This window comes from Bacillus sp. FSL M7-1020 (assembly GCF_038050415.1).
GTDB lineage: Bacteria > Bacillota > Bacilli > Bacillales > Bacillaceae_G > Bacillus_A > Bacillus_A toyonensis.
The window spans coordinates 261,557-282,084 of the sequence record NZ_JBBOTW010000001.1 but is presented as its reverse complement, the minus strand read 5'-3'; the positions used below and the strand labels follow the sequence as shown (position 1 = coordinate 282,084).

17 protein-coding genes, 2 pseudogenes and 2 riboswitches are annotated in these 20,528 nt (G+C 35.1%); of the genes and pseudogenes, 3 read left to right on the top strand and 16 right to left on the bottom strand.

Annotated features, from left to right (window positions below):
- Positions 1-7: 7 nt before the first annotated feature.
- Positions 8-1,291, top strand: a complete 1,284-nt coding sequence (locus tag MHB70_RS01360) for an MFS transporter (RefSeq protein WP_061529436.1) — start codon at positions 8-10, stop codon at positions 1,289-1,291.
- Positions 1,292-1,334: 43 nt separating this feature from the next.
- Here MHB70_RS01360 and MHB70_RS01355 read toward each other — a convergent pair.
- The 8 genes and pseudogenes from MHB70_RS01355 to MHB70_RS01320 all read right to left on the bottom strand — a co-directional run bounded on the left by MHB70_RS01355 (position 1,335) and on the right by MHB70_RS01320 (position 5,157).
- A pseudogene (locus MHB70_RS01355) lies at positions 1,335-1,644 on the bottom strand (hypothetical protein).
- Positions 1,645-1,692: 48 nt separating this feature from the next.
- Complete coding sequence (locus MHB70_RS01350; RefSeq protein ID WP_073990719.1) at positions 1,693-1,944, bottom strand: helix-turn-helix transcriptional regulator; 252 nt, start codon at positions 1,942-1,944, stop codon at positions 1,693-1,695.
- A 56-nt stretch (positions 1,945-2,000) separates the two neighbouring features.
- The gene (locus tag MHB70_RS01345; RefSeq protein WP_000645354.1) at positions 2,001-3,233 is read right to left on the bottom strand and encodes an MFS transporter; all 1,233 of its coding nucleotides are present in this window, start codon (positions 3,231-3,233) and stop codon (positions 2,001-2,003) included.
- A 67-nt stretch (positions 3,234-3,300) separates the two neighbouring features.
- Entirely contained in the window at positions 3,301-3,882 is a 582-nt protein-coding gene (locus MHB70_RS01340; RefSeq protein ID WP_001231936.1) for a TetR/AcrR family transcriptional regulator, read from the bottom strand.
- 80 nt (positions 3,883-3,962) lie between these two features.
- Positions 3,963-4,106: a hypothetical protein gene (locus MHB70_RS01335; protein WP_000532280.1), complete on the bottom strand. Its 144-nt coding sequence runs from the start codon at positions 4,104-4,106 to the stop codon at positions 3,963-3,965.
- 126 nt (positions 4,107-4,232) lie between these two features.
- Positions 4,233-4,481, bottom strand: a complete 249-nt coding sequence (locus tag MHB70_RS01330; protein WP_000394360.1) for a hypothetical protein — start codon at positions 4,479-4,481, stop codon at positions 4,233-4,235.
- Between the two features lie 12 nt (positions 4,482-4,493).
- Positions 4,494-4,808 (bottom strand): thioredoxin family protein, encoded by a 315-nt coding sequence (locus MHB70_RS01325; protein WP_001091216.1) that lies wholly within the window; start codon positions 4,806-4,808, stop codon positions 4,494-4,496.
- Positions 4,809-4,823: 15 nt separating this feature from the next.
- Positions 4,824-5,157 (bottom strand): annotated as a pseudogene (locus MHB70_RS01320) (DnaJ family domain-containing protein).
- Between the two features lie 371 nt (positions 5,158-5,528).
- Between MHB70_RS01320 and MHB70_RS01315 the strand changes: the two are divergent.
- Positions 5,529-7,553 (top strand): glycosyl hydrolase family 18 protein, encoded by a 2,025-nt coding sequence (locus tag MHB70_RS01315; RefSeq protein ID WP_061529437.1) that lies wholly within the window; start codon positions 5,529-5,531, stop codon positions 7,551-7,553.
- Between the two features lie 563 nt (positions 7,554-8,116).
- On the opposite strand, the gene MHB70_RS01310 is transcribed toward MHB70_RS01315, so the two are convergent.
- The 6 genes from MHB70_RS01310 to MHB70_RS01285 all read right to left on the bottom strand — a co-directional run bounded on the left by MHB70_RS01310 (position 8,117) and on the right by MHB70_RS01285 (position 16,636).
- Positions 8,117-8,866, bottom strand: a complete 750-nt coding sequence (locus tag MHB70_RS01310) for an ABC transporter ATP-binding protein (protein WP_000016056.1) — start codon at positions 8,864-8,866, stop codon at positions 8,117-8,119.
- Complete coding sequence (locus MHB70_RS01305) at positions 8,863-9,861, bottom strand: ABC transporter substrate-binding protein (protein ID WP_000715544.1); 999 nt, start codon at positions 9,859-9,861, stop codon at positions 8,863-8,865. The genes MHB70_RS01310 and MHB70_RS01305 overlap by 4 nt, the downstream gene beginning before the upstream one ends.
- Complete coding sequence (locus MHB70_RS01300; RefSeq protein WP_001057166.1) at positions 9,858-10,631, bottom strand: ABC transporter permease; 774 nt, start codon at positions 10,629-10,631, stop codon at positions 9,858-9,860. The genes MHB70_RS01305 and MHB70_RS01300 overlap by 4 nt, the downstream gene beginning before the upstream one ends.
- Positions 10,603-10,923: an MTH1187 family thiamine-binding protein gene (locus MHB70_RS01295; protein ID WP_000082908.1), complete on the bottom strand. Its 321-nt coding sequence runs from the start codon at positions 10,921-10,923 to the stop codon at positions 10,603-10,605. The genes MHB70_RS01300 and MHB70_RS01295 overlap by 29 nt, the downstream gene beginning before the upstream one ends.
- A gap of 101 nt (positions 10,924-11,024) precedes the next feature.
- Positions 11,025-11,126: riboswitch (TPP riboswitch) on the bottom strand.
- A 52-nt stretch (positions 11,127-11,178) separates the two neighbouring features.
- Positions 11,179-14,760, bottom strand: a complete 3,582-nt coding sequence (locus MHB70_RS01290; RefSeq protein WP_061529438.1) for a non-ribosomal peptide synthetase family protein — start codon at positions 14,758-14,760, stop codon at positions 11,179-11,181.
- Positions 14,761-14,893: 133 nt separating this feature from the next.
- Entirely contained in the window at positions 14,894-16,636 is a 1,743-nt protein-coding gene (locus MHB70_RS01285; RefSeq protein WP_000761068.1) for a methyl-accepting chemotaxis protein, read from the bottom strand.
- Between the two features lie 134 nt (positions 16,637-16,770).
- Positions 16,771-16,855: riboswitch (cyclic di-GMP riboswitch) on the bottom strand.
- Between the two features lie 282 nt (positions 16,856-17,137).
- Here MHB70_RS01285 and MHB70_RS01280 point away from each other — a divergent pair.
- The gene (locus MHB70_RS01280; RefSeq protein WP_341343671.1) at positions 17,138-18,475 is read left to right on the top strand and encodes an anaerobic C4-dicarboxylate transporter; all 1,338 of its coding nucleotides are present in this window, start codon (positions 17,138-17,140) and stop codon (positions 18,473-18,475) included.
- Between the two features lie 67 nt (positions 18,476-18,542).
- Here the strand turns inward: MHB70_RS01280 and ilvA are convergent, their stop codons facing one another.
- Together ilvA and thiE are read right to left on the bottom strand one after the other, a co-directional pair.
- A complete protein-coding gene (ilvA, locus tag MHB70_RS01275) occupies positions 18,543-19,751 on the bottom strand; it encodes a threonine ammonia-lyase (RefSeq protein WP_061529439.1) in 1,209 nt (402 codons plus the stop codon).
- 108 nt (positions 19,752-19,859) lie between these two features.
- Positions 19,860-20,519: a thiamine phosphate synthase gene (gene thiE, locus MHB70_RS01270; RefSeq protein WP_000984529.1), complete on the bottom strand. Its 660-nt coding sequence runs from the start codon at positions 20,517-20,519 to the stop codon at positions 19,860-19,862.
- Positions 20,520-20,528 lie beyond the last annotated feature (9 nt).

Genomic DNA, 20,528 nt, shown 5'->3' with positions numbered 1-20,528 from the left:
ACATTATATGAAAAAAATGTCCAGACAAGAAAAAAGCTGGATATTATATGATTGGGCGAATTCGGTATATTCGCTCGTCATTACAACTGCACTATTCCCAATTTACTTTAAAGCAGCTGCAAAAGAAGCTGGACTATCTGGTGCAACTTCAACAGCATATTGGGGATATGCAAACTCATTCGCTACACTTTTAATTTCTATACTTGCTCCTATTCTCGGCACAGTTGCTGATTATAAAGGGTTTAAAAAACGATTTTTCACATTCTTCTTTGGACTCGGCATCGTATTTACAAGTATGCTAGCAGTCGTCCCAACATCCCAGTGGTACTTATTACTAGGTTGCTATATGCTAGCACTAGTCGGTTTTGCTGGAGCAAACATTTTTTATGATGCATTTTTAGTAGATGTTACCTCTAAAGATAGAATGGATCGAATTTCTACACGAGGCTTTGCATTAGGCTATATTGGGAGCACAATTCCTTTTATCGGTTGTATCGCTCTTATTATTCTTGCTCAAAAAGGCACTATCCCTTTATCAGTCGGCATTGCCAGTCAAATTTCATTCGCAATAACAGCTCTTTGGTGGGGATTATTTACAATTCCAATGCTAAAAAACGTAGAGCAAACACATTATATTGAACGCCATCCAAGACCAATTGCAATGAGCTTCAAGCGCCTTGCTAGTACTTTTAAAAATATTAAAGAATATAAAACAGTCTTTATGTTCCTAATCGCCTATTTCTTCTACATTGACGGGGTCGATACAATTATTACTATGTCTACCGCTTACGGAACAGATCTCGGTATTAGTGCAACGAATCTATTAATCATCTTATTTGTCACACAAATTGTAGCTTGTCCATTCGCTTTATTATACGGAAAATTATCAGAAACATTTACAGGGAAAAAAATGCTATATGTTGGTATTATTATTTATATCATCATTTGCACATATGCTTATTTCTTAAAAACGACACTCGATTTCTGGATTTTAGCAATGTTAGTTGCCACTTCTCAAGGTGGTATTCAAGCACTTAGTCGTTCCTATTTTGCAAAACTAGTACCTAAAGAATCGGCAAATGAATTCTTCGGATTTTATAATATATTTGGCAAGTTTGCCGCGATCATGGGTCCAGTATTAGTCGGTGTTACAACGCAATTAACGGGAAAAACAAACGCTGGTGTCCTTAGTATTATCGTATTGTTTATTATAGGTGGATTCTTATTAACTAGAGTTCCTGAAAATGATACACCCGTTACACCACCTAATCCGAAAACTAAAACGCTATAAAAAGAAGATCCCCTTCACACAAGAAGAGGATCTTTCTTTATTTTTAACGATAACGCTTTACAAGTAAAAACTCTACAGCTGGCTTTACAACTCTAGCGGCACATAACGTAAGTAAAAGCGGTACATCATGAAAATCTATCCATTTATTAAAACCTACCGATGCGAAAAAAAAACCAAAAAATAAATACAATGCGTACATAATATGTAACATTTGCACTTGTTTTTCATACATGTTTTTCTAAATCTTTCTTCTCCTCATTTGCCCTTCAACATTATGCGATGCTACAAATAAATAGTGCATACCAGTTTACTTGAAGTTCAATTAACCAATAGTAAAGTGCAAATGCTAGCATACTTATAACTACTAATGTCGTAACTAAAAGACTTATTTTCTCTTTCCCCTACAGCTTATACAAAAATAGTTTATCAACAGTTGTTCCCAATACTTCCGCTAAACGAAAAGCTAACGCTAAGCTTGGATCATATTTATTATTCTCAATTGCATTTATCGTCTGTCTTGATACGCTACACTTATCAGCTAATGCACCTTGTGAAATATTATTTTCAGTGCGCAATTCATAGATTTGATTTTTCACATCGTTTCTCCTAACCTGTAAAATTATTTTTACAACATCAGTATATAGTTGGTACATTTCATTGTCAAAAGATTCCCATAGGAAAAGGGAGCAGTTCTGCTCCCTTACAATAGCTATTTCGAAGCGAATGAATTCGTTAGTTCCTCTTTATTAGCAACATCTTCTTTATCTAGTTGCATACGTAAAACCGGCCCTATCGCTAATAAAATAAGTGACATCGCTATACAAAATACAATAACTAATGAAGTCATTTCCTTCAATCCTCCAGCTAGTGATGTTCCAATTAACATTGCCCCCATAAACATTGGTAAAATGGTTCCATTCACTCTTCCAATCATATTTTCTGGTACAAGTTGAATCATAAGCGTACCGACAACGATATTAACACAAGCTAAACAAATACCTGTTCCAAATCGCATCAAACTAGTAATCCAAAATGATGTGGACAACCCTTCGACTAAAAATGAGATTGCTAATATACTCATACCAAATACAAACATCTTTTTCGGATTTACTTTTGAAGCGAAAACCGCAGCAACAATACCACCGATTAGCATACCTATTCCATCCGCCGCTGCTAAATATTGAACTGCTTCCTTTTCCATTCCAAGACGTTCTATTACAAGAAACACCTCTAATGGATTCGTTAATCCAACAGCTAAGCCCATAATTGTGAAAGTGATCGTAATCATACGTAAATTTTTCGTATGAAGAACGTATTTCCATCCTTCTTTTATATCATTTTTTAATGATTCCTTCACTGCTTGCTCTTGTTCAATCCATTTCGGTAAAAATGAAAGGGCGATAGCAGATAATAAAAATAAAATGATTAAACTATATAGTGACGTAAATAAACCAAGTTGTGTATACACAAGCGATCCTACAACTGGTCCGAAAATCATAAACAATGACTGTAATGTTTGGTTAAATGCAATCGCATTTGCTACCTGTTCTTCCTTTACATAGCGCTTAAATATGCGTGAAGATGAAGGCTGAGAAAACTGACCTACAATTGCGGAAACGAGTGTCGCAAAAAATATTGCCTGCCAGTAATCAATCTTTAACAATAAAACAATCCCTATAATAGACAGTACACTTAACACATCCCCAGCAACCATTGTTCTTTTCGGGTTCCAGCGATCTGCTAACGCGCCACCAATGAAAGAAAAAATAAAAATAGGTGCATATTCCATGACCGATAATAGTGACACTGAAACTGGATCATTATTCGTCCGCTCCATTATGAAATACAATAGGGCCATATTTCTGATCCAAATCGCAAATTGTTGTAAAATATCGGATGCCATAACGAGCATAAATGCTCGATTTTTAAATAAAGCTTTCATTTCCGCTCCTCCTTTTATAAACCGACCATTCGGTCTAATTCGTTTTAAAAGAAAAGCCGCTGACTTATTATTCAGCTGCCATCCCTTTTAACAATACATCTATTGCCTTTTTATAAACTCGCTTTAACTCGTTATAATCTAGCTCATAGTAAAGCACTCCAAGCCCTGATAATAAGCCATGTACAATATACATCAAATCGCGCGCATTTTCTTCACGAAACTCTCCAGACTGTATACCTGTTTCGATTAATCTCTCAAACATAACATATGATTCTCTAGTTAAAGCTAATAATTCATCTAGAACCTCTTTGCTCACAACTTGGCTCATAGAAAATTCCTCTATTGCACTCGAAATAGGTTGTTGTATATCCTCTACATAATATTCTGCGAGACCATATAATTTTTCAATACTAGTACTATACAACTTCTCTTTTTCATTCCATTTTTCAAGCCAATCATACGTATGCTGTTTTACTACAAATAAAAATAATTCTTCTTTACTTTTAAAATGGTAATAAATACTCCCTTTACTTCGCTCTGTAATTTCACAAATATCTTCCATAGATGTGGCTGCATAGCCTTTTTGTGAAAACAGATTTTCTGCTTTGTATGCAATTTCCTTCTTTATCTCTTCTGCGCTTTTTCTCATACTCACACCTCTTTAAACCGACCGTTCAGTCTAATGATAACAAATGAAAAACCTCTTTCGCAAGAGGCTATATTCCTTATTTACGAAAACGTACTTTCAAACCAAGTTCGGATCATATGTATTGTTCCAAATTTAAATCCAAGTTTAACAAGAAATACACCTCCAGCAACTAATAAAAACAATGCTACTTTCCCTTTATTTTTCACTTTCGGTTCCCTTCCCATTTCCATTCTCCTTATCATGTTAAAAATATTAAACAAACGTTTATTTAACTGTTAGTGTGCGTATGTAAGCCAACTAATCAAACGTTTGTTTAAAAAAGAAATACGCCTATATAAGGCGTATTCTTATCAATCACCGCCACCACCGCAACTACCTCCACTATCTCCTCCAAAAGACCCTCCACAGTCATGTGAACTGCTATCATGTGAGCTGTCATTATTATCAGATCCAGCAAAGAAAAAAAGCGGTGATGAGTTATTAGACGAATTATGTATGTTATTTTGTTTCGTAAGGTTTACTTTCTTTTTGTTTGATCGAACAGCTATTACAATTATTCCAATGACAACAAATAATAGTATGACAATAATAAATTCCATATAAAAACCTCCCTAATTCTCGAATAATTGAATGGTTCTCTCTAAATTTTCAAGTGAAATAAAGCGCGATTCACGAAGGATCTCTTTTCCATTATGAAATAACAAAATTGTCGGCCCTGTAAATACTGCATATCGCCCCGCAACTTCTTGCATGTCTTGTAGTAATATCTCTATTTTCTCTACGTAATCATAATTCTCTAATACGTAATTTACTTTCCTTAACATGACATCACAAACACCACAATTTTCTGTTTTAATAAATAGAAGTACTAATTGCTGTTCTTCAATATATGTTGCTAATTCTTCTATCGTTTCAAATGTATTCATCTTATCCCTCTTAACTTAATTTAAGAAATGCTGAACTATCTTTCTCTTTTCCATTACCTGCTGAAAACACAACGTTTTTGCTGTTAACCCTTCTTGTAATTTTTTCCTCTCTACTTCATCATAACAGCAAGCAATTAAATCTTCTATTTTTAATATATCTTTTGTAATTCCATTTCTGCTGGAATCATTCCCGCATTTTTTAAATTTTATAGCTCATCCTTAACTCTAGAGGTACCATTAAAAGATCTTCTAATTGTAGTGGTTTTCCTTTTCTCGAAATATAATCCAGATCACCATTCCAGATTGCTTGTCGAACCTTTTCTTCAGCAATGTTCAAAAACACATCCACACTATCCTCTCACTTACATATTTTTACTATTATTTTATATGAAATTTCACCATCTTACCACACCATTACAAGTTGACTTCATACAATTTTTTCTCAAATTTATTTATAATAAGCTATTTTCTTCCTCACCGGTCTTTCATTTTCATATGCAGTTTGTATTAAAGCCTTTTTGTATTGAGAAAGTCTTTCTTCATACAATAAAGCGTTTACACTAAATCTTACATTTGTTACGATTTAATCACCCCAGCTCCCTTGTATAGACTTCGTGATGTCTGATCATTTTTATCTAGACGTTTCATACGTCTAGATTCACTTTGATTTATCGGCAAATGCCTTTAAATATATCTTTTACCTTGAAAGGGGAAATGACTATGAGGTCAAAAAAATTCACATTACTATTGCTATCTCTACTACTCTTCTTACCTCTTTTTCTCGCAAATTTTATTACTCCAAATCTCGCATCAGCAAATTCACCAACGCAAAACCAAAAAATTATTGGGTACTTTCCTTCGTGGGGCATCTACGGACGTAATTATCAAGTTGCAGACATCGATGCATCAAAGCTCACTCATTTAAACTATGCGTTTGCTGATATTTGCTGGAATGGAAAACATGGAAATCCTTCTACACATCCCGATAATCCAAATAAACAAACATGGAACTGTAAAGAATCTGGTGTACCGTTGCAAAATAAAGAAGTTCCTAATGGTACTCTCGTATTAGGTGAGCCCTGGGCTGATGTCACAAAATCTTATCCAGGATCAGGTACAACTTGGGAAGATTGTGATAAATATGCCCGTTGTGGCAACTTCGGAGAATTAAAACGACTAAAAGCTAAATACCCTCATTTAAAAACCATTATTTCCGTCGGAGGCTGGACTTGGTCTAATCGATTTTCTGATATGGCAGCTGATGAAAAAACTAGAAAAGTATTCGCAGAATCAACAGTCGATTTCCTACGTGCATACGGATTTGACGGCGTCGATTTAGACTGGGAATATCCAGGTGTTGAAACGATTCCTGGTGGTAGTTACCGTCCTGAAGATAAACAAAATTTCACGCTCCTTCTTCAAGATGTCCGAAATGCTTTAAATAAAGCCGGTACTGAAGATGGAAAACAATATTTATTAACAATTGCTTCAGGGGCAAGTCAACGTTATGCCGATCATACAGAGTTAAAGAAAATCTCTCAAATACTCGATTGGATTAATATTATGACATATGATTTCCACGGCGGTTGGGAAGCAACTTCTAACCATAATGCCGCATTATATAAAGATCCGAATGATCCAGCAGCTGATACGAAATTTTACGTAGATGGAGCTATTGACGTTTATAAAAATGAAGGTGTACCAGCTGATAAACTCGTATTAGGCGTACCATTTTACGGACGTGGTTGGAAAAGTTGTGGAAAAGATAATAATGGGCAATATCAACCATGTAAACCAGGTAGTGATGGCAAACTAGCATCTAAAGGTACTTGGGATGATTATTCTACTGGTGATACGGGTGTTTATGATTACGGTGATTTAGCAGCGAATTACGTAAACAAAAATGGTTTTGTACGCTATTGGAATGATACAGCTAAAGTACCTTATTTATACAATGCTACTACAGGCACATTTATTAGCTACGATGACAATGAATCTATGAAATATAAAACAGATTATATAAAAACGAAAGGTTTAAGTGGGGCAATGTTTTGGGAACTTAGTGGTGACTGTCGCACAAGTCCAAAATATAGCTGTAGTGGTCCAAAATTGCTTGATACGTTAGTAACCGAATTACTTGGTGGACCTATCAGTCAAAAAGATACTGAATCACCAACGAACGTAAAAAACATTGTGGTTACTAATAAAACCTCAAGCTCAGTCCAATTAAGCTGGACTGCATCTACTGATAATGTAGGAGTTACTGAGTATGAAGTTACTGCTGGGGAAGAAAAATGGAGTACAACATCAAATAGCATTACAATTAAAAATTTGAAACCTAATACGGAATACACTTTTTCAATACTAGCAAAGGACGCTACCGGGAATAAATCACAACCTAATTCTATTATTGTAAAAACTGATGATGCTAACACAACACCTCCTGATGGTAATGGTAAGGCTACATTTTCAGTTACTTCAAATTGGGGAAGTGGCTATAACTTCTCAATTGTAATTAAAAATAACGGCACAAGCCCTATTAAAAACTGGAAGTTAGAATTTGATTATAACGGCAATTTAACACAAGTTTGGGATTCTAAAATTAGTAGTAAAACAAACAATCATTATGTAATTACAAATGCCGGATGGAACGGTGAAATTCCTCCTGGTGGATCCATTACAATAGGAGGTGCAGGAACAGGTAACCCTGCCGAACTTTTAAATGCCGTTATTAGCGAAAACTAGACGTAACATTCTTTAATTGTTTCACTAAAGTTTGAATTTAGGTTTGAATAATCTTTCCTAAATTCAAACTTTTAATTTTGCGAAAAATCACAAATCGAAATTACTATAACCTATTATAATTATATTTAGTTTTCAATATGAAGTTTGCGTGAAGTTCATCTGAATTTTACATGAATTTCCTTTAATTTCTATTGTCTTCCCATACTAATCACCTTATTCTTTATATATAGGAATAATTTTCATTCCATTTCAAGCTATCTATATATACAAAAAGATAGTTGCCTATTAGGGAAAGGCGTCTAATATTATTATAAATATAAACATAATCGCAGAAAAAGCACGCTTATAAGCGCACCATAAGAGTGCTTCTTCATACAATTCTCATGTAAGAGTTCTCGAAAATCATGTTAATCACAAAGAAAAGGCCGTAGCTTATATAAGCTACGGCCTTTTCTTTGTGATTATTTTTAAACGTTCCATTCTTCGATATTCCATACTTTCGTTATCCACGTTTCATAGAAAGAAGCTCATGTGAAACGATTAAAACTGTTAAAAGACTTTTTCTATTTTTTCATATAAGGAGCTAATACACTTAAAATTTCTTCCTTACCCTTCTTTAACTCCAATGATGTTAACATATCCATCGTTCGAGGACGAGGTAATTTCACTTGCACTTCACCAACTATTGATGCTGGTCTTTGAGATAAAATAAATACGCGATCAGAAAGTAAAATTGCTTCATCTAAGTCGTGTGTAACCATAACAATTGTTTGCTTTTCTTGATGCCAAGAATTTAAAAGCCAACTGTGTACTTCCATTTTTGTAAATGCATCTAATTTTCCAAAAGGCTCATCAAGTAGCATAATTGGCTTCTCACATAAGTATGTACGAAGAAAGCTAATTCTTTGGCGCATACCACCAGATAATGCATCAGGATAATGATCCGCATATTCATCTAACTCAAACTGCTTTAATGCTTCCATTCCTTCTGTTAACCTTTGTTTTTTAGATTTCCCCTCAATTTCTAATGGAAGAACAATATTTTGTAAAGCCGATCGCCACGGTAATAATAAATCTTGTTGTGGCATATAGCTTACAACATCTTGTTTTCTCACATGTTCCTCATTATAAAATACCTCTCCACTCGTTGGCTCTTCAACACTCGCAATCATATTTAACAATGTGCTTTTCCCACAACCACTTGGACCGACAAAAGAGACAAACTCTCCCTCCTGTATAGAGGCACTAATATTTGCTAATACATTCTTTCCATCGAAAGATTTCACAATATCTTTTATTTGTAATCCGCTCATTTTTCACTTGGAAGGAATTCATTTGTAAAAGCATCTTTTACATCAATTTTCTTTTTAATAACTTTGTTGTCGTATAAGAAATTCATGTAATTCGTCCAAACTTCTTCCTTCTGTACTCCCCACGCTTTTGCATCATCTTGATACTTCGTACTTAACCACTTTTGACTTTCTTGTACTAATTCCTTATTCACATCTGGAACAGCTTTAATTAAAATATCAGCAGCTTCTTTCGGCTCTTTAATTGCAAAATTATAACCTTCTGTCGTTGCAGTCATAAACTTTTTCACGAAGTCTTTATCTTGCTTCGTATGTTTTTCACTCGTAATAATAACAGGACTATAGAAATCAAGCGCTGGATCTAAGTCTTTCACCATAATCGTATTTAACTCTTTTCCTTGACGCTTCGCTTCAATGCCATCCCATCCATAATAAATCCATTCAAAGTCCGCATCACGACCGATTGATTTGAAGAAGTCTGTTTGTCCTAAGATAATTTTTTCGACTTTATTAAAATCAGCTTGATGTTTCTCCATAATTGTTTTTAACGTTGCTTCTTCTGCTGGTCCTCCCCAGCCACCATAACGTTTACCTTCAAAGTCTTTCGGTGACGTCATATTATCTTTTTTTAGTGATGCAAAAGCAGAGGTATTATGCTGAATAATTGCACCAACAGAAACAACTGGGATTCCTTCAACACGAGCTAATGTTACATTTTCCTGTGCGCTTATCGCAAAATCTGCTTTCCCAGAAGCAATCATCTGCTCTGCTGTGACATTATCACCAGGCTGGATAATTTCTACATCAAGCCCTTGTTTTTTGTAATAGTCTTTCGTTTTCGCTACATATAAGCCAGTATGATTCGTATTTGGAAACCAATCTAAAACAACTTTTACTTTTTTATCTTTACTTGCACTTTCTTCTTTCTTCGCCGGATTACACCCAGCCACACTTACTGCTAATAAAGCAGCTAACATAATTTTTAAACCTTTTTTCATTTTCTGCCGTCCTTTCTATATATCCATGGTGCTGTTATTCTTGCCATAAACTCCACGATAAAATACAGGCATAATGTCACCATGACGATAATTGCTGCAACACCAAATACTCGAGCAGTTAAAAAGGATTTTGTAGCTCTCGTAAGCATAACCCCTAACCCTTCACTTGCACCGAGCCATTCTCCGATAATTGCCCCCATCACGCTATATGTAACTGCAATTTTTAAACCCGAGAAAAAGTATGGGAGCACTGCCGGAAACTTTACTTTCTGGTAAACTTGCCATTTCGTTGCTTTCATTGTTTGCAACAATTTCAACATATTTTTATCTACAGTTTGAAAACCTTCTAAAATACTAAGCGCAATTGGGAAGAAACAAACGAGTATGACGACCATTACTTTCGGCAACATCCCATATCCAAACCAAATAATAAATAACGGTGCAAGTACAACGATTGGAATCGTTTGCGAAATAACGAGCAACGGATTTATTAAAATACGAAATAAAGGTATCACGTCCATAATAATTGCAATACTCGTCCCAAGTAAAATCGCAAAAAATAGTCCGATTATAACTTCCTGCAGTGTTTGCATCGTATTTGGTAATAGTAAATCCTTCATTCCAATTAATTCTTGAACAATGGCAGAAGGCTTTGGTAAAATCCACGGTTCGATTTTAAATAATGAAACAGATCCTTCCCATATCGCAATGAGAAGGATAAGCCAAATTGTTGTAATAAGTTTAGATTGCTTCTGGTTTTGCATATTCATCACGGTACTTCCAAACCTTTTCATCTATCGTTACACCAGTGCTTGGACGATAATGGATTTTAATAGAAGTAATCACTTCTTCAGCTCCAGCATCGACGCAAGCTTGCTGCGCACGTTTCACGACATCAAGAAGTACATCTAATTCTCCTTCCAACGTTGTTTCCATTGCTCCTACTTCATAACGAACTCCCGATTGTTGTATAACTTCAATTGCTCTATCAACAACAGAATATACATCTTTTGTTTTTGCTTGCGGTACTACTGAAAATGACATTGTAACTTGTTGTGACATAATAAAATCCCCCTTATAAAATATGTTTCCCAAAAAAGAAAAGGCTTTCCTACCATGTAGGAAAGCCTTGTATACAAGTTATTCTATAATAACTTATGCTACATCACTTTAAAGTAACTCCCTACGCTGGCATTATCCAGATCAGGTTGAGGGTCGATGTATACTTACATCCTCTCAGCCAATTGGCTCCCCGGTTCTTAATTCGTTCTCATTGTAGCATGATTTATTTTATTGAACAAACAAAAGCGTACATAATCATTTCATTACTTTTGGAAAATATCCAACTTTTTCACCATGAGCTAATAACAGCTGAATAAATTCTTTATTAATCGCTGGCACTATCAGCTCTTTTTTCTTAATCCATTCATTTGTTCTACGAGTACCCATGACAATTTCAGATTGCTGTGCTCCATCTCCTGCAACTTGAGAAGCAATTAACTCTGCTATTTCTTCATTTCCTTTTGCTAATTCAAGCCCGATATTTACATATTCCGAAAGTGGAACCATTTCAAGATTGTATCCACATCCCTCAATTAGCTTTATAAAATGTTCAAATTCAACTTGATGTGGATGACAAATATGTAACGTCTCTCCTACAATTTTTGGATCTTGTAAATACGATACAATCGACTTACTGGCAAAGTCAATTGGTGTAAAATCAACTTTCCACTTCACATTTGGTGCCTTTCCAATTAGAAGCATCGTTTTAATAAGACGATAAAATGCATTTCCTTCAATGTTTTGTTGGAACGAACCCGTTTCTGAATGACATGCTAGGTTACCTGCACGATAAATGTTCCCTCGTATACCGCTCTTCAAAGCTTCACGAACAAGATTTTCCGCCTGTAGTTTACTATCGGAATACACATTCTCTAACTCTACATTATAATTGAAATCACCTGTTTCCATATATGTATCCCATTGCTCTACCGCTAATTCTATCGGAATACCAATTGTAGAGATAAAGTGGAATGTAGCACCATTCTCGGCTAACGCTAGCATACGACTCGTGCCTTGGACGTTCACATTTTTAAATTGTTTTACATCTCCAAAATGTCTTACATCTGCACCGCAATGAATTACCGTATCGACCTTAGAACTAATTAAAATAAATTCCTCTTCGCTCATCCCAAGATACTCTTCTCCCAAATCACCAGGTACAGCCTGTATACGCTGTAACCACTCTTCACATATATCATTAAAGTAGCTTGTTAATGTATCGATAATTCTTTGTTGCACATCTTTTGTCGGTCTTACTAAATAATAAATGGTAGCAGATGTATCTCTCAATAATTCATATAATATGTGCGACCCCAAATAACCAGTAGCTCCAGTTAAAAAGACATTTGAGATGTCAGTGTCTTCTAAAACATTCGAATAAGTAATAGTATTCGGTTCGTGAATCACCTTATATTCACGAAATACTTCTTCTGTCTCTACTTTTACTTCTCTCTCAATTCTAGCTAATCCATATATCGTTCTTTCTTTAAAGAAATCTTGAATTGTTAAATGTGAAAAATCTTCTTTTAACAATGTTAAGACTCTCAATACTTTCAACGAATGTCCACCAATTGTAAAGAAATCATCATGCACTCCAATTTTTGAAATTCCTAATACCTCTGCCCAAGCTTTCGCTATCTGTTTCTCCGCTTTAATAGAAGGCGCGACATATTCCTGTAGACGAACCGGCTCGTACTTTTCTTCTAATTGAGCTAACTTTTTAACATCAACCTTTTTATTTGGTGTAAGTGGTAGTTCATTAATATAAATTAATTTAGATGGTACCATATAATCCGGTAACTGCTCTTGTAACTGATAAACTAATTCTGGTATTTCCTTTTTGTTCAAAGTTGTATAGAATGCGATTAAATATTGGCTACCTTCCTTGCTCTTCTTAGCAAAAACAGCATTTTCTTTTATATTATGATTTTGAGAAATTTTACTTTGGATTTCTCCTAGTTCAATACGATGTCCTCTAATTTTTACTTGATCATCTTTCCGATGTAAAAACTCTATATTTCCATCCTCTAGCAACTTAACGATATCACCAGTTTTATATATATTAACTATAGGATTAAAGGGGTTCGGAATAAAAGCTTCAATTGTTTTATTAGGCTTATTAAAATACCCTTTTGCTAATCCTACTGAATCTATATATAATTCACCAGGTACACCAATTGGACAAAGATTCATATTCTCATCCAAAATCATAACTTGATAATTAGCACATGGTTTACCAATGGGAATACTCGCAACATCCTCATTTAACTGATTAGGTATTTTATAGGTTGTCGTCACTACAGTACATTCTGTCGGTCCGTATACATTATGAATTTCAACATTTGTACTTATTCTTTCTCTCCACAATTTAATAACCTCTACAGGCAACATTTCACCGCCAATCGCAATTCTTTTCAGGGAAGCTAGCTTATATATATTTTCTTCTGCTAAATAAGTTGCTACTTGTCGAACAAAAATTGTCGCTAATGCCAAGATCGAAGTTGCTTTCACTTTATAGATTGCATTTGCAAATGCTTCTACAGACAATCGCTCTTCCTCTAATAATACATACAAGTTTCCTCCGCAGAATAAAGAAGCAAATGACTCCCATACAGAAGCATCGAAACTAAAGGAAGGAAATTGGGCAAATACATCCTCTTCTGTCAATTCATATTGCTTTTGCATCCAAGTGTACAGATTAACAACGCCTCTATGTGCTAACATCGTTCCCTTTGGATTCCCTGTTGAACCAGATGTATAAATCATATAAGCTACATCATCACAATGAATAGACAACTTTACATCTATATCTTCATAAGTTTCACTATCATACATTGAAACTGTTTGAACCCCATCACATGTTATAGGCGTCTCTTTCATCAATATAACTTTCGCTTGGCTATCTTGAATAATGTACTGTATTCTACTTTCCGGATAATCTGGATCAATCGGAACATACGCTGCACCAGCTTTTAATATAGCTACCATACTTACTACTGTGTCTATGCTACGTTTCATAAATATTCCAACATAGTCTCCTAATTGGACGCCGTTTTTCATTAACATATGAGCTATTTGATTACTTTTTTTATTTAGCTCCTCATAAGTTAAAGTACCTTCCCTTGAAGATAAAGCTATACGATTTGGAAATTGAGTAACAGTATTATAGAACATATCGACGATACTTTTCTCAGGATATACTGCTGTCGTATCATTCACTTGACTATAAAGTGCCATCTCGGCCTCTGTAACAACATTAAAATGTTTTATACATTTATTAGCATTTTGTGATGTATAAATTAAAACACCTTGTATTTGTTGTGCATAACGAGTAATCGTTGTCTCTTTCCAATTAACACTATTAAATATCATTTCTACACTTTGCATATTTTTATTGAATACAAATTGTAACGTATTCTTGTCTTGTAGCTCATAATACGTTTCACCAATAATAATAGGTGACATTTCAGATGAATCATTACTATTTTGAAACGCTACTATTTCTCCCTCGTTCATTTTTTGGATCTGTTCCACTTGCTCTACAATCTGAAAGTTCAAACTTTCATAGGAAAGATAATTAGAAACTTGAATAGTAATAGGAAATAAACTTCCTCTTGTATGGTAAAGCACGATAATGTGCTGTTCTTTAGAAATATGATACAACCACGTTGCAGTTGCTCCTATTAAATCTACAATATGAGTCAATTTTGGAAATGGTATAGTTTTTCTTTGTATTCCAAACTCTATCTTTTGCGCATCTTTAGGTATTTGAATACTCCCTTCTACTTTCCCTAAAAATTCTTTTACCATCTCATTATAAGAAATCGCTAATTTCATATTTATGTAAATTCCTCTCCTAAATATAATAAAGGTGTGAAAATTCACACCTTTATTATCCCGTATTAACGGGCAGATTTGTTCAACTCACAATCAAAGGGGGCTGCCCCCCTGATTAAAGTTTCACTTTTCCTTATTCGCTTTTAAACTCACCAATTAGCTCTTGTAATTCCTGAGAAAGCCAACTTAAAGAAGTCGCTAATTCTGCAATATCTTGTACTGATATTTCTTGCTCCTTCATGCTTTCTTCAACATTACTACTACTATTCGCATAAGTATTTGCAATATGTGATAATTCATTTACGACTTGAACGATATTCTGGCTATTTTGTAAAATATCACTCGAATTGCCAGAAACAGCTTTCACTTGATTTTTAACAGATTGTGCTGATTTCGAGATTTTTTCAAAGAAAGCACCACTACTTTGAACAAGTGAAATTCCAGATTCTACTTCTTTTGAACCTTTTTGCATTGAAACTACAGCCTCTTCTGTTTCAGCTTGTGTTTCACTAATTAATTTTGCTATATCTTTCGCTGACGTTTCAGTTTGTTCTGCTAATTTACGTACTTCATCAGCAACAACTGCAAATCCTCTTCCAGCTGCTCCAGCACGCGAAGCTTCAATAGAAGCATTTAAAGCTAATAAATTTGTTTGATTTGAAATACCTGTAATTACAGTTACAATATCACTAATTTCTTTTGATCTTGTTTCTAATGAATAAATAATAGAAGATAAATCTTTCACTGCATTTTGGATTAAACTCATTTGATTAATAATTTGTCCAATCACTTCATTACCTTCAATTGAATGTTGCTCCATACCTTCTGAGGCAACCGCAACTTGTTCCGCAGCTCCAGTTATCTCTTCTACCTTATCTTCCATTCCATGCACAATTCCTAAGCATTGTTGGACTGAAGTTTCTTGAGACTGTGCCCCCACTCTTAAACCTTCAATAGAACTTGCAATCTCTTGAACTGCCATGCTATTTTCCTCGGTGCTTGCCGACAATTCATGTGAAGAAGAAGAAACTTGCTCAGCGGTCTGCCTAACTTTATCTATAATCCCTTTAAATTTCTCAATCGTATCATTGAAATAAACATTAATAATTCCAATATCATCTGGTCTTTCTTTTAATTTAATACTTAAGTCACCTTCACCAATCTTACGTAATCCCTCTCGTAAATCTTTTAATGGAGCTAACGAGTTACGTACGATAAAGAATTGAGCAATAGTCGCGATTGCTAATGAAATAATAATAAAGAGTAAACCCTGTATCAAAAAATTCTTCTTTGTACTAGGAACGATAGAAGCATCTAAATCAGCCGCAACAATTGCAACAATATTGTTTTCTCCATCTTTAATTGGTTCTAATATTGTCACCCACGAACCTAATTCATCTTCATATACTTCTGTCATTTGGGCCTTTTTCGTATCCATCACTTTATCATATGCATTCATCCAATGAGTCGGTTGTTCATAATAATCTCCCGACTTTACAGGCACCGCATTTGCTAACTCTGTAGTCAAACCAACGATTTGTAATTCTCGTTTTTCATTCGGCTTTGCCCCTGTAACATACGTTTGTCCCACACTTTTTAAACCTTTTGTCACTTCATCTAATTGCTCTGTTAACTTTTCTTTTTTTACTCTTTCAGTTGTAGGATCTTTCGCCATATCTTTAACTAATTCTGTATCCAAGTCATGTACTACTATCTCTCCTGTTTCAATAGACTGCCTTTCAAATAAAGACATCATACTATTTTGAAACAAATTGAAACTTAACGCGCCCATACTTCCAACAAGCGTCAAAATAACTAATACAGTTAATAAGACGTTCTTTTGAAGAAACGATAACTTATGCCAATACTTTTTCATCAATATTCACCTTCCTTAATTACTTAAAACAAAAAAACAAAATATATGAATATTTTGTTTGAAATGATTCTCAATATGTTCGAGAATAAAAAAAGACCAATGTAAAAAGCATTGGTCAAGACCAACCCTATCCGTCCGGTAACTGGCTAGCATAGCCTCTCGACCTTAGCCCCTATAGTTTTGCGCCCTCATGTTTCCATCAGTTTGCCTTTCTCGCTGAACGAGTTGAACGATATGGGAGTTCTATGAGAATTAAATTATTCTCTTTCCAAGGTTACAACATTTAAATTAAAATGTCTACTTATTTAGAGATATAAATATAAAATTCTAATGTATTATTTTTTCGAAATAATTTAACAAAATACGTGAATGTTACTTTTTTTATGTTATATAATAAAAAACGTATATAAATCAAAGATCCCTTCGGATATTTCACTAATTTTCATTTAAATTAAATTATTCGAATATATCTTAACTTATGAATTTCGGAGGTAATTTATCATGTTTTGGCTACAATTTCTTACCTTATTACTCTGCATTTTTATTGGTGCACGCCTAGGCGGAGTTGGCTTAGGAGTAATGGGCGGAGTTGGCTTAGGAGTAATGGGCGGAGTTGGTATGGCAATACTCGTTTTTGTCTTCCACTTGCAACCAACCGCTCCTCCTATCGATGTAATGCTTATGATTTTAGCAGTAATTACTGCTGCTGGTGCTTTACAAGCCGCTGGAGGAATGGACTATCTTGTGCATCTAGCTGAGAAAGCTTTACGAAAAAATCCAAAGCGCATTACATTTTTCGCTCCAATTGTTACTTATTTATTCACACTATGTGCTGGCACTGGTCACGTTGCCTATTCTGTACTTCCTGTTATCGCAGAAGTCTCTCGTGAATCAGGAATTAGACCAGAACGACCAATGTCAATTGCCGTAATTGCTTCTCAACAAGCAATTACAGCTAGTCCCATTTCAGCTGCTACAGTTGCCCTTTTAGCAATGTTAGCTGACTATAAAATTACTTTATTAGATATTTTAAAAGTAAGTATCCCTTCTACTTTCATCGCTTGTATGGTAGCTGCATTCGTTGCTAGTAAAATGGGGAAAGAACTAAATGAAGACCCTGAATACTTAAAACGATTAAAAGAAGGTATGATTCCTAAGCTTGAAGAGAAAAAAGAATTTGTAGGTGTAAAAGGCGCTAAATTATCAGTTATTCTTTTCCTAGTAGGAACTTTCCTTGTCGTACTTCTTGGTTCATTTGAAGCACTTCGTCCAGGATGGATGGTTGACGGGAAGCTAGTTCGTCTTTCCATGCCAAACACAATTGAAATGGTTATGTTAACCATCGCAGCTCTTATTATTATTTTCTGTAAACCAAATGTAGAAAGCATTGTGTCTGGTAACGTCTTTAAAGCTGGAGCAACAGCGGTTGTTGCTATTTTCGGTATCGCTTGGATGGGAGATACTTTCTTTAACGGAAACTTAAATATGATTCAAGGATCAATTCAGCACTTAGTTACAAGTGCACCATGGCTATTTGCTATTGCATTATTCATTCTATCTATTTTACTGTACAGCCAAGCAGCAACAGTTCGTGCCTTAATGCCACTTGGACTGTCTCTTGGTATTCCGCCAGCATTACTGATTGCTATGTTCCCTGCAGTAAACGGATACTTCTTCATTCCAAACTATGGAACAATCGTTGCTGCCATTAACTTCGACCGCACTGGTACAACAGGTATCGGTAAATACGTTTTAAATCATAGCTTCATGATTCCCGGCTTAATCGCAACCTTTACTTCTATCGGAATTGGAATGCTCTTAATTTCAATTATGTTTTAAATAAAAAGCACAAACCTATAATTTAAAAGGGTTTGTGCTTTTTTAATTAAACGTTTGTTTAATTTTTTCAATCAATAACTTCTACAACATACCCTTTCTTTTTTAAACCACTCAATATTTCTTCAATATGATTTCTATCTTTCGTTTCTAATGACAAGTGCAATTGCGCATATCCTGGAAATACCTTTGTACCAATCCGTTCTAAATGTATATTTAATACATTCGCTTCAAAATTTGTTACAATCTGGAGCAAATGATGCAAATAGCCTGGCTTATCTTTAATCATTGTCGCGATGTGAATGAAGCGTCCTGCTTCAACCATTCCATGCTCAATAATACGCGAAATAAAGTTTACATCGACATTTCCACCACTTAGTACGGATACGACCTTTTTTTCTTTTATTGGGATTTTGCGATAAAGCAAAGAAGCTAATGAGCTCGCACCAGACCCTTCAACCAACAATTTGTTCCGTTCAAGAAGCATTAACATCGTTTGTGCAATTTCCATTTCATCTACACAAAACACATCATCCACATAACGTTGTACAAGTTCAAAAGTCAAATCACCTGGCCTTTTAACCGCGATTCCATCCGCCATAGTTGGCGTCGACTCTACTGTTATTACCTTCTTTTCCTCAAGTGACTGTTTCATTCCCGGACAAGCAAGTGTCTGCACCCCGTATATTTTCACTGATGGCTTTTGTTCTTTAATTGCCATCGCAACTCCTGCAATTAATCCTCCACCTCCAATAGGACAAATAACAGCCTCTACATCTTCCAGCTGTTGTAATATTTCCAGACCGACTGTACCTTGACCAGCAATTACTGCTTCATCATCAAATGGATGTACAAATTTCGCTCCTGTCTTCTTTTTTAAATCTAGTGCATAAGCTAATGCATCATCAAATACATCACCTTGTAATTCTACATGTGCACCGTACTTTTTTGTCGCAAGCACCTTACTTAACGGAGCACCTTTTGGCATCACAATCGTACAAGGAATACTAAGCATATTACTAGAATAAGCGACTCCTTGCGCATGATTTCCAGCAGATGCTGCAACAACACCATTTTCTAAATCACCTTTCTCAAGAGAAACCATTTTATTATAAGAACCACGTACTTTAAAAGAGCCTGTCTTTTGTAAATTCTCCAGCTTTAAATACACTTCATTCTGTGACAACTCACTAAATGTACTTGAATAATCTAATGGGGTCATATGTACAATGCCCTTCATTTTCTCATAAGCAGCTATAATATCCTGAAATACAATCATGCCTTCGCCTCCGAAACAATATATATTTATACATACTAGTTTAGGCGGCATATTTTGTTTTATACGACAAAAGACCACGTAGTATTTTCATACTACATGGTCTTTTATCTACAAACACTTATTTACTTCCCCAGCTAATCGCTTCGTACTTTCATACGCAGAATCCGCTAGACTAATTGCAGAAATAACTGAAACACCATCCGCACCCGCTTCTATAACGGCAGCAGTATTTTCAATTGTAATCCCACCGATACCAACAATCGGCACTGTAATTCCTTGTTCTCTAAAATGAGCTAAACCTTTCGTTCCTTGAACAGCTTTCGTATCTTTTTTCGTACTCGTTGGGAAAATAGGGCCAACTCCTAAATAATCAGCTCCGTTTTCAATCGCCCATTTTGCTTCTTCAATTGTATGTGTAGATACACCGATAATTTTATCTCCCATCTTTTCACGAACAGATGTAATCCCTTCATCATCTTGTCCTACATGAACACCATCTGCATCTAATTCAACAGCCAATTCTACATCATCATTTACAATGAAAGGAACACCATATTCCTTGCAAAGCGCCTGCAATTTCTTTGCAAAACGCACTCTATCCTCTCCAGTTAAAGTCCCTTCTCCCTTTTCACGAAATTGAAAAAGTGTCACTCCACCGTCTAACGCTTCTTTCAATATAGCTAACGGATCCTTCATGCAATTATTGCTTCCCATAATAAAATACACTTGTAATAGGTTAGACATTTTCTTGGTTTCAATGCGCATCATGTGTTTCAT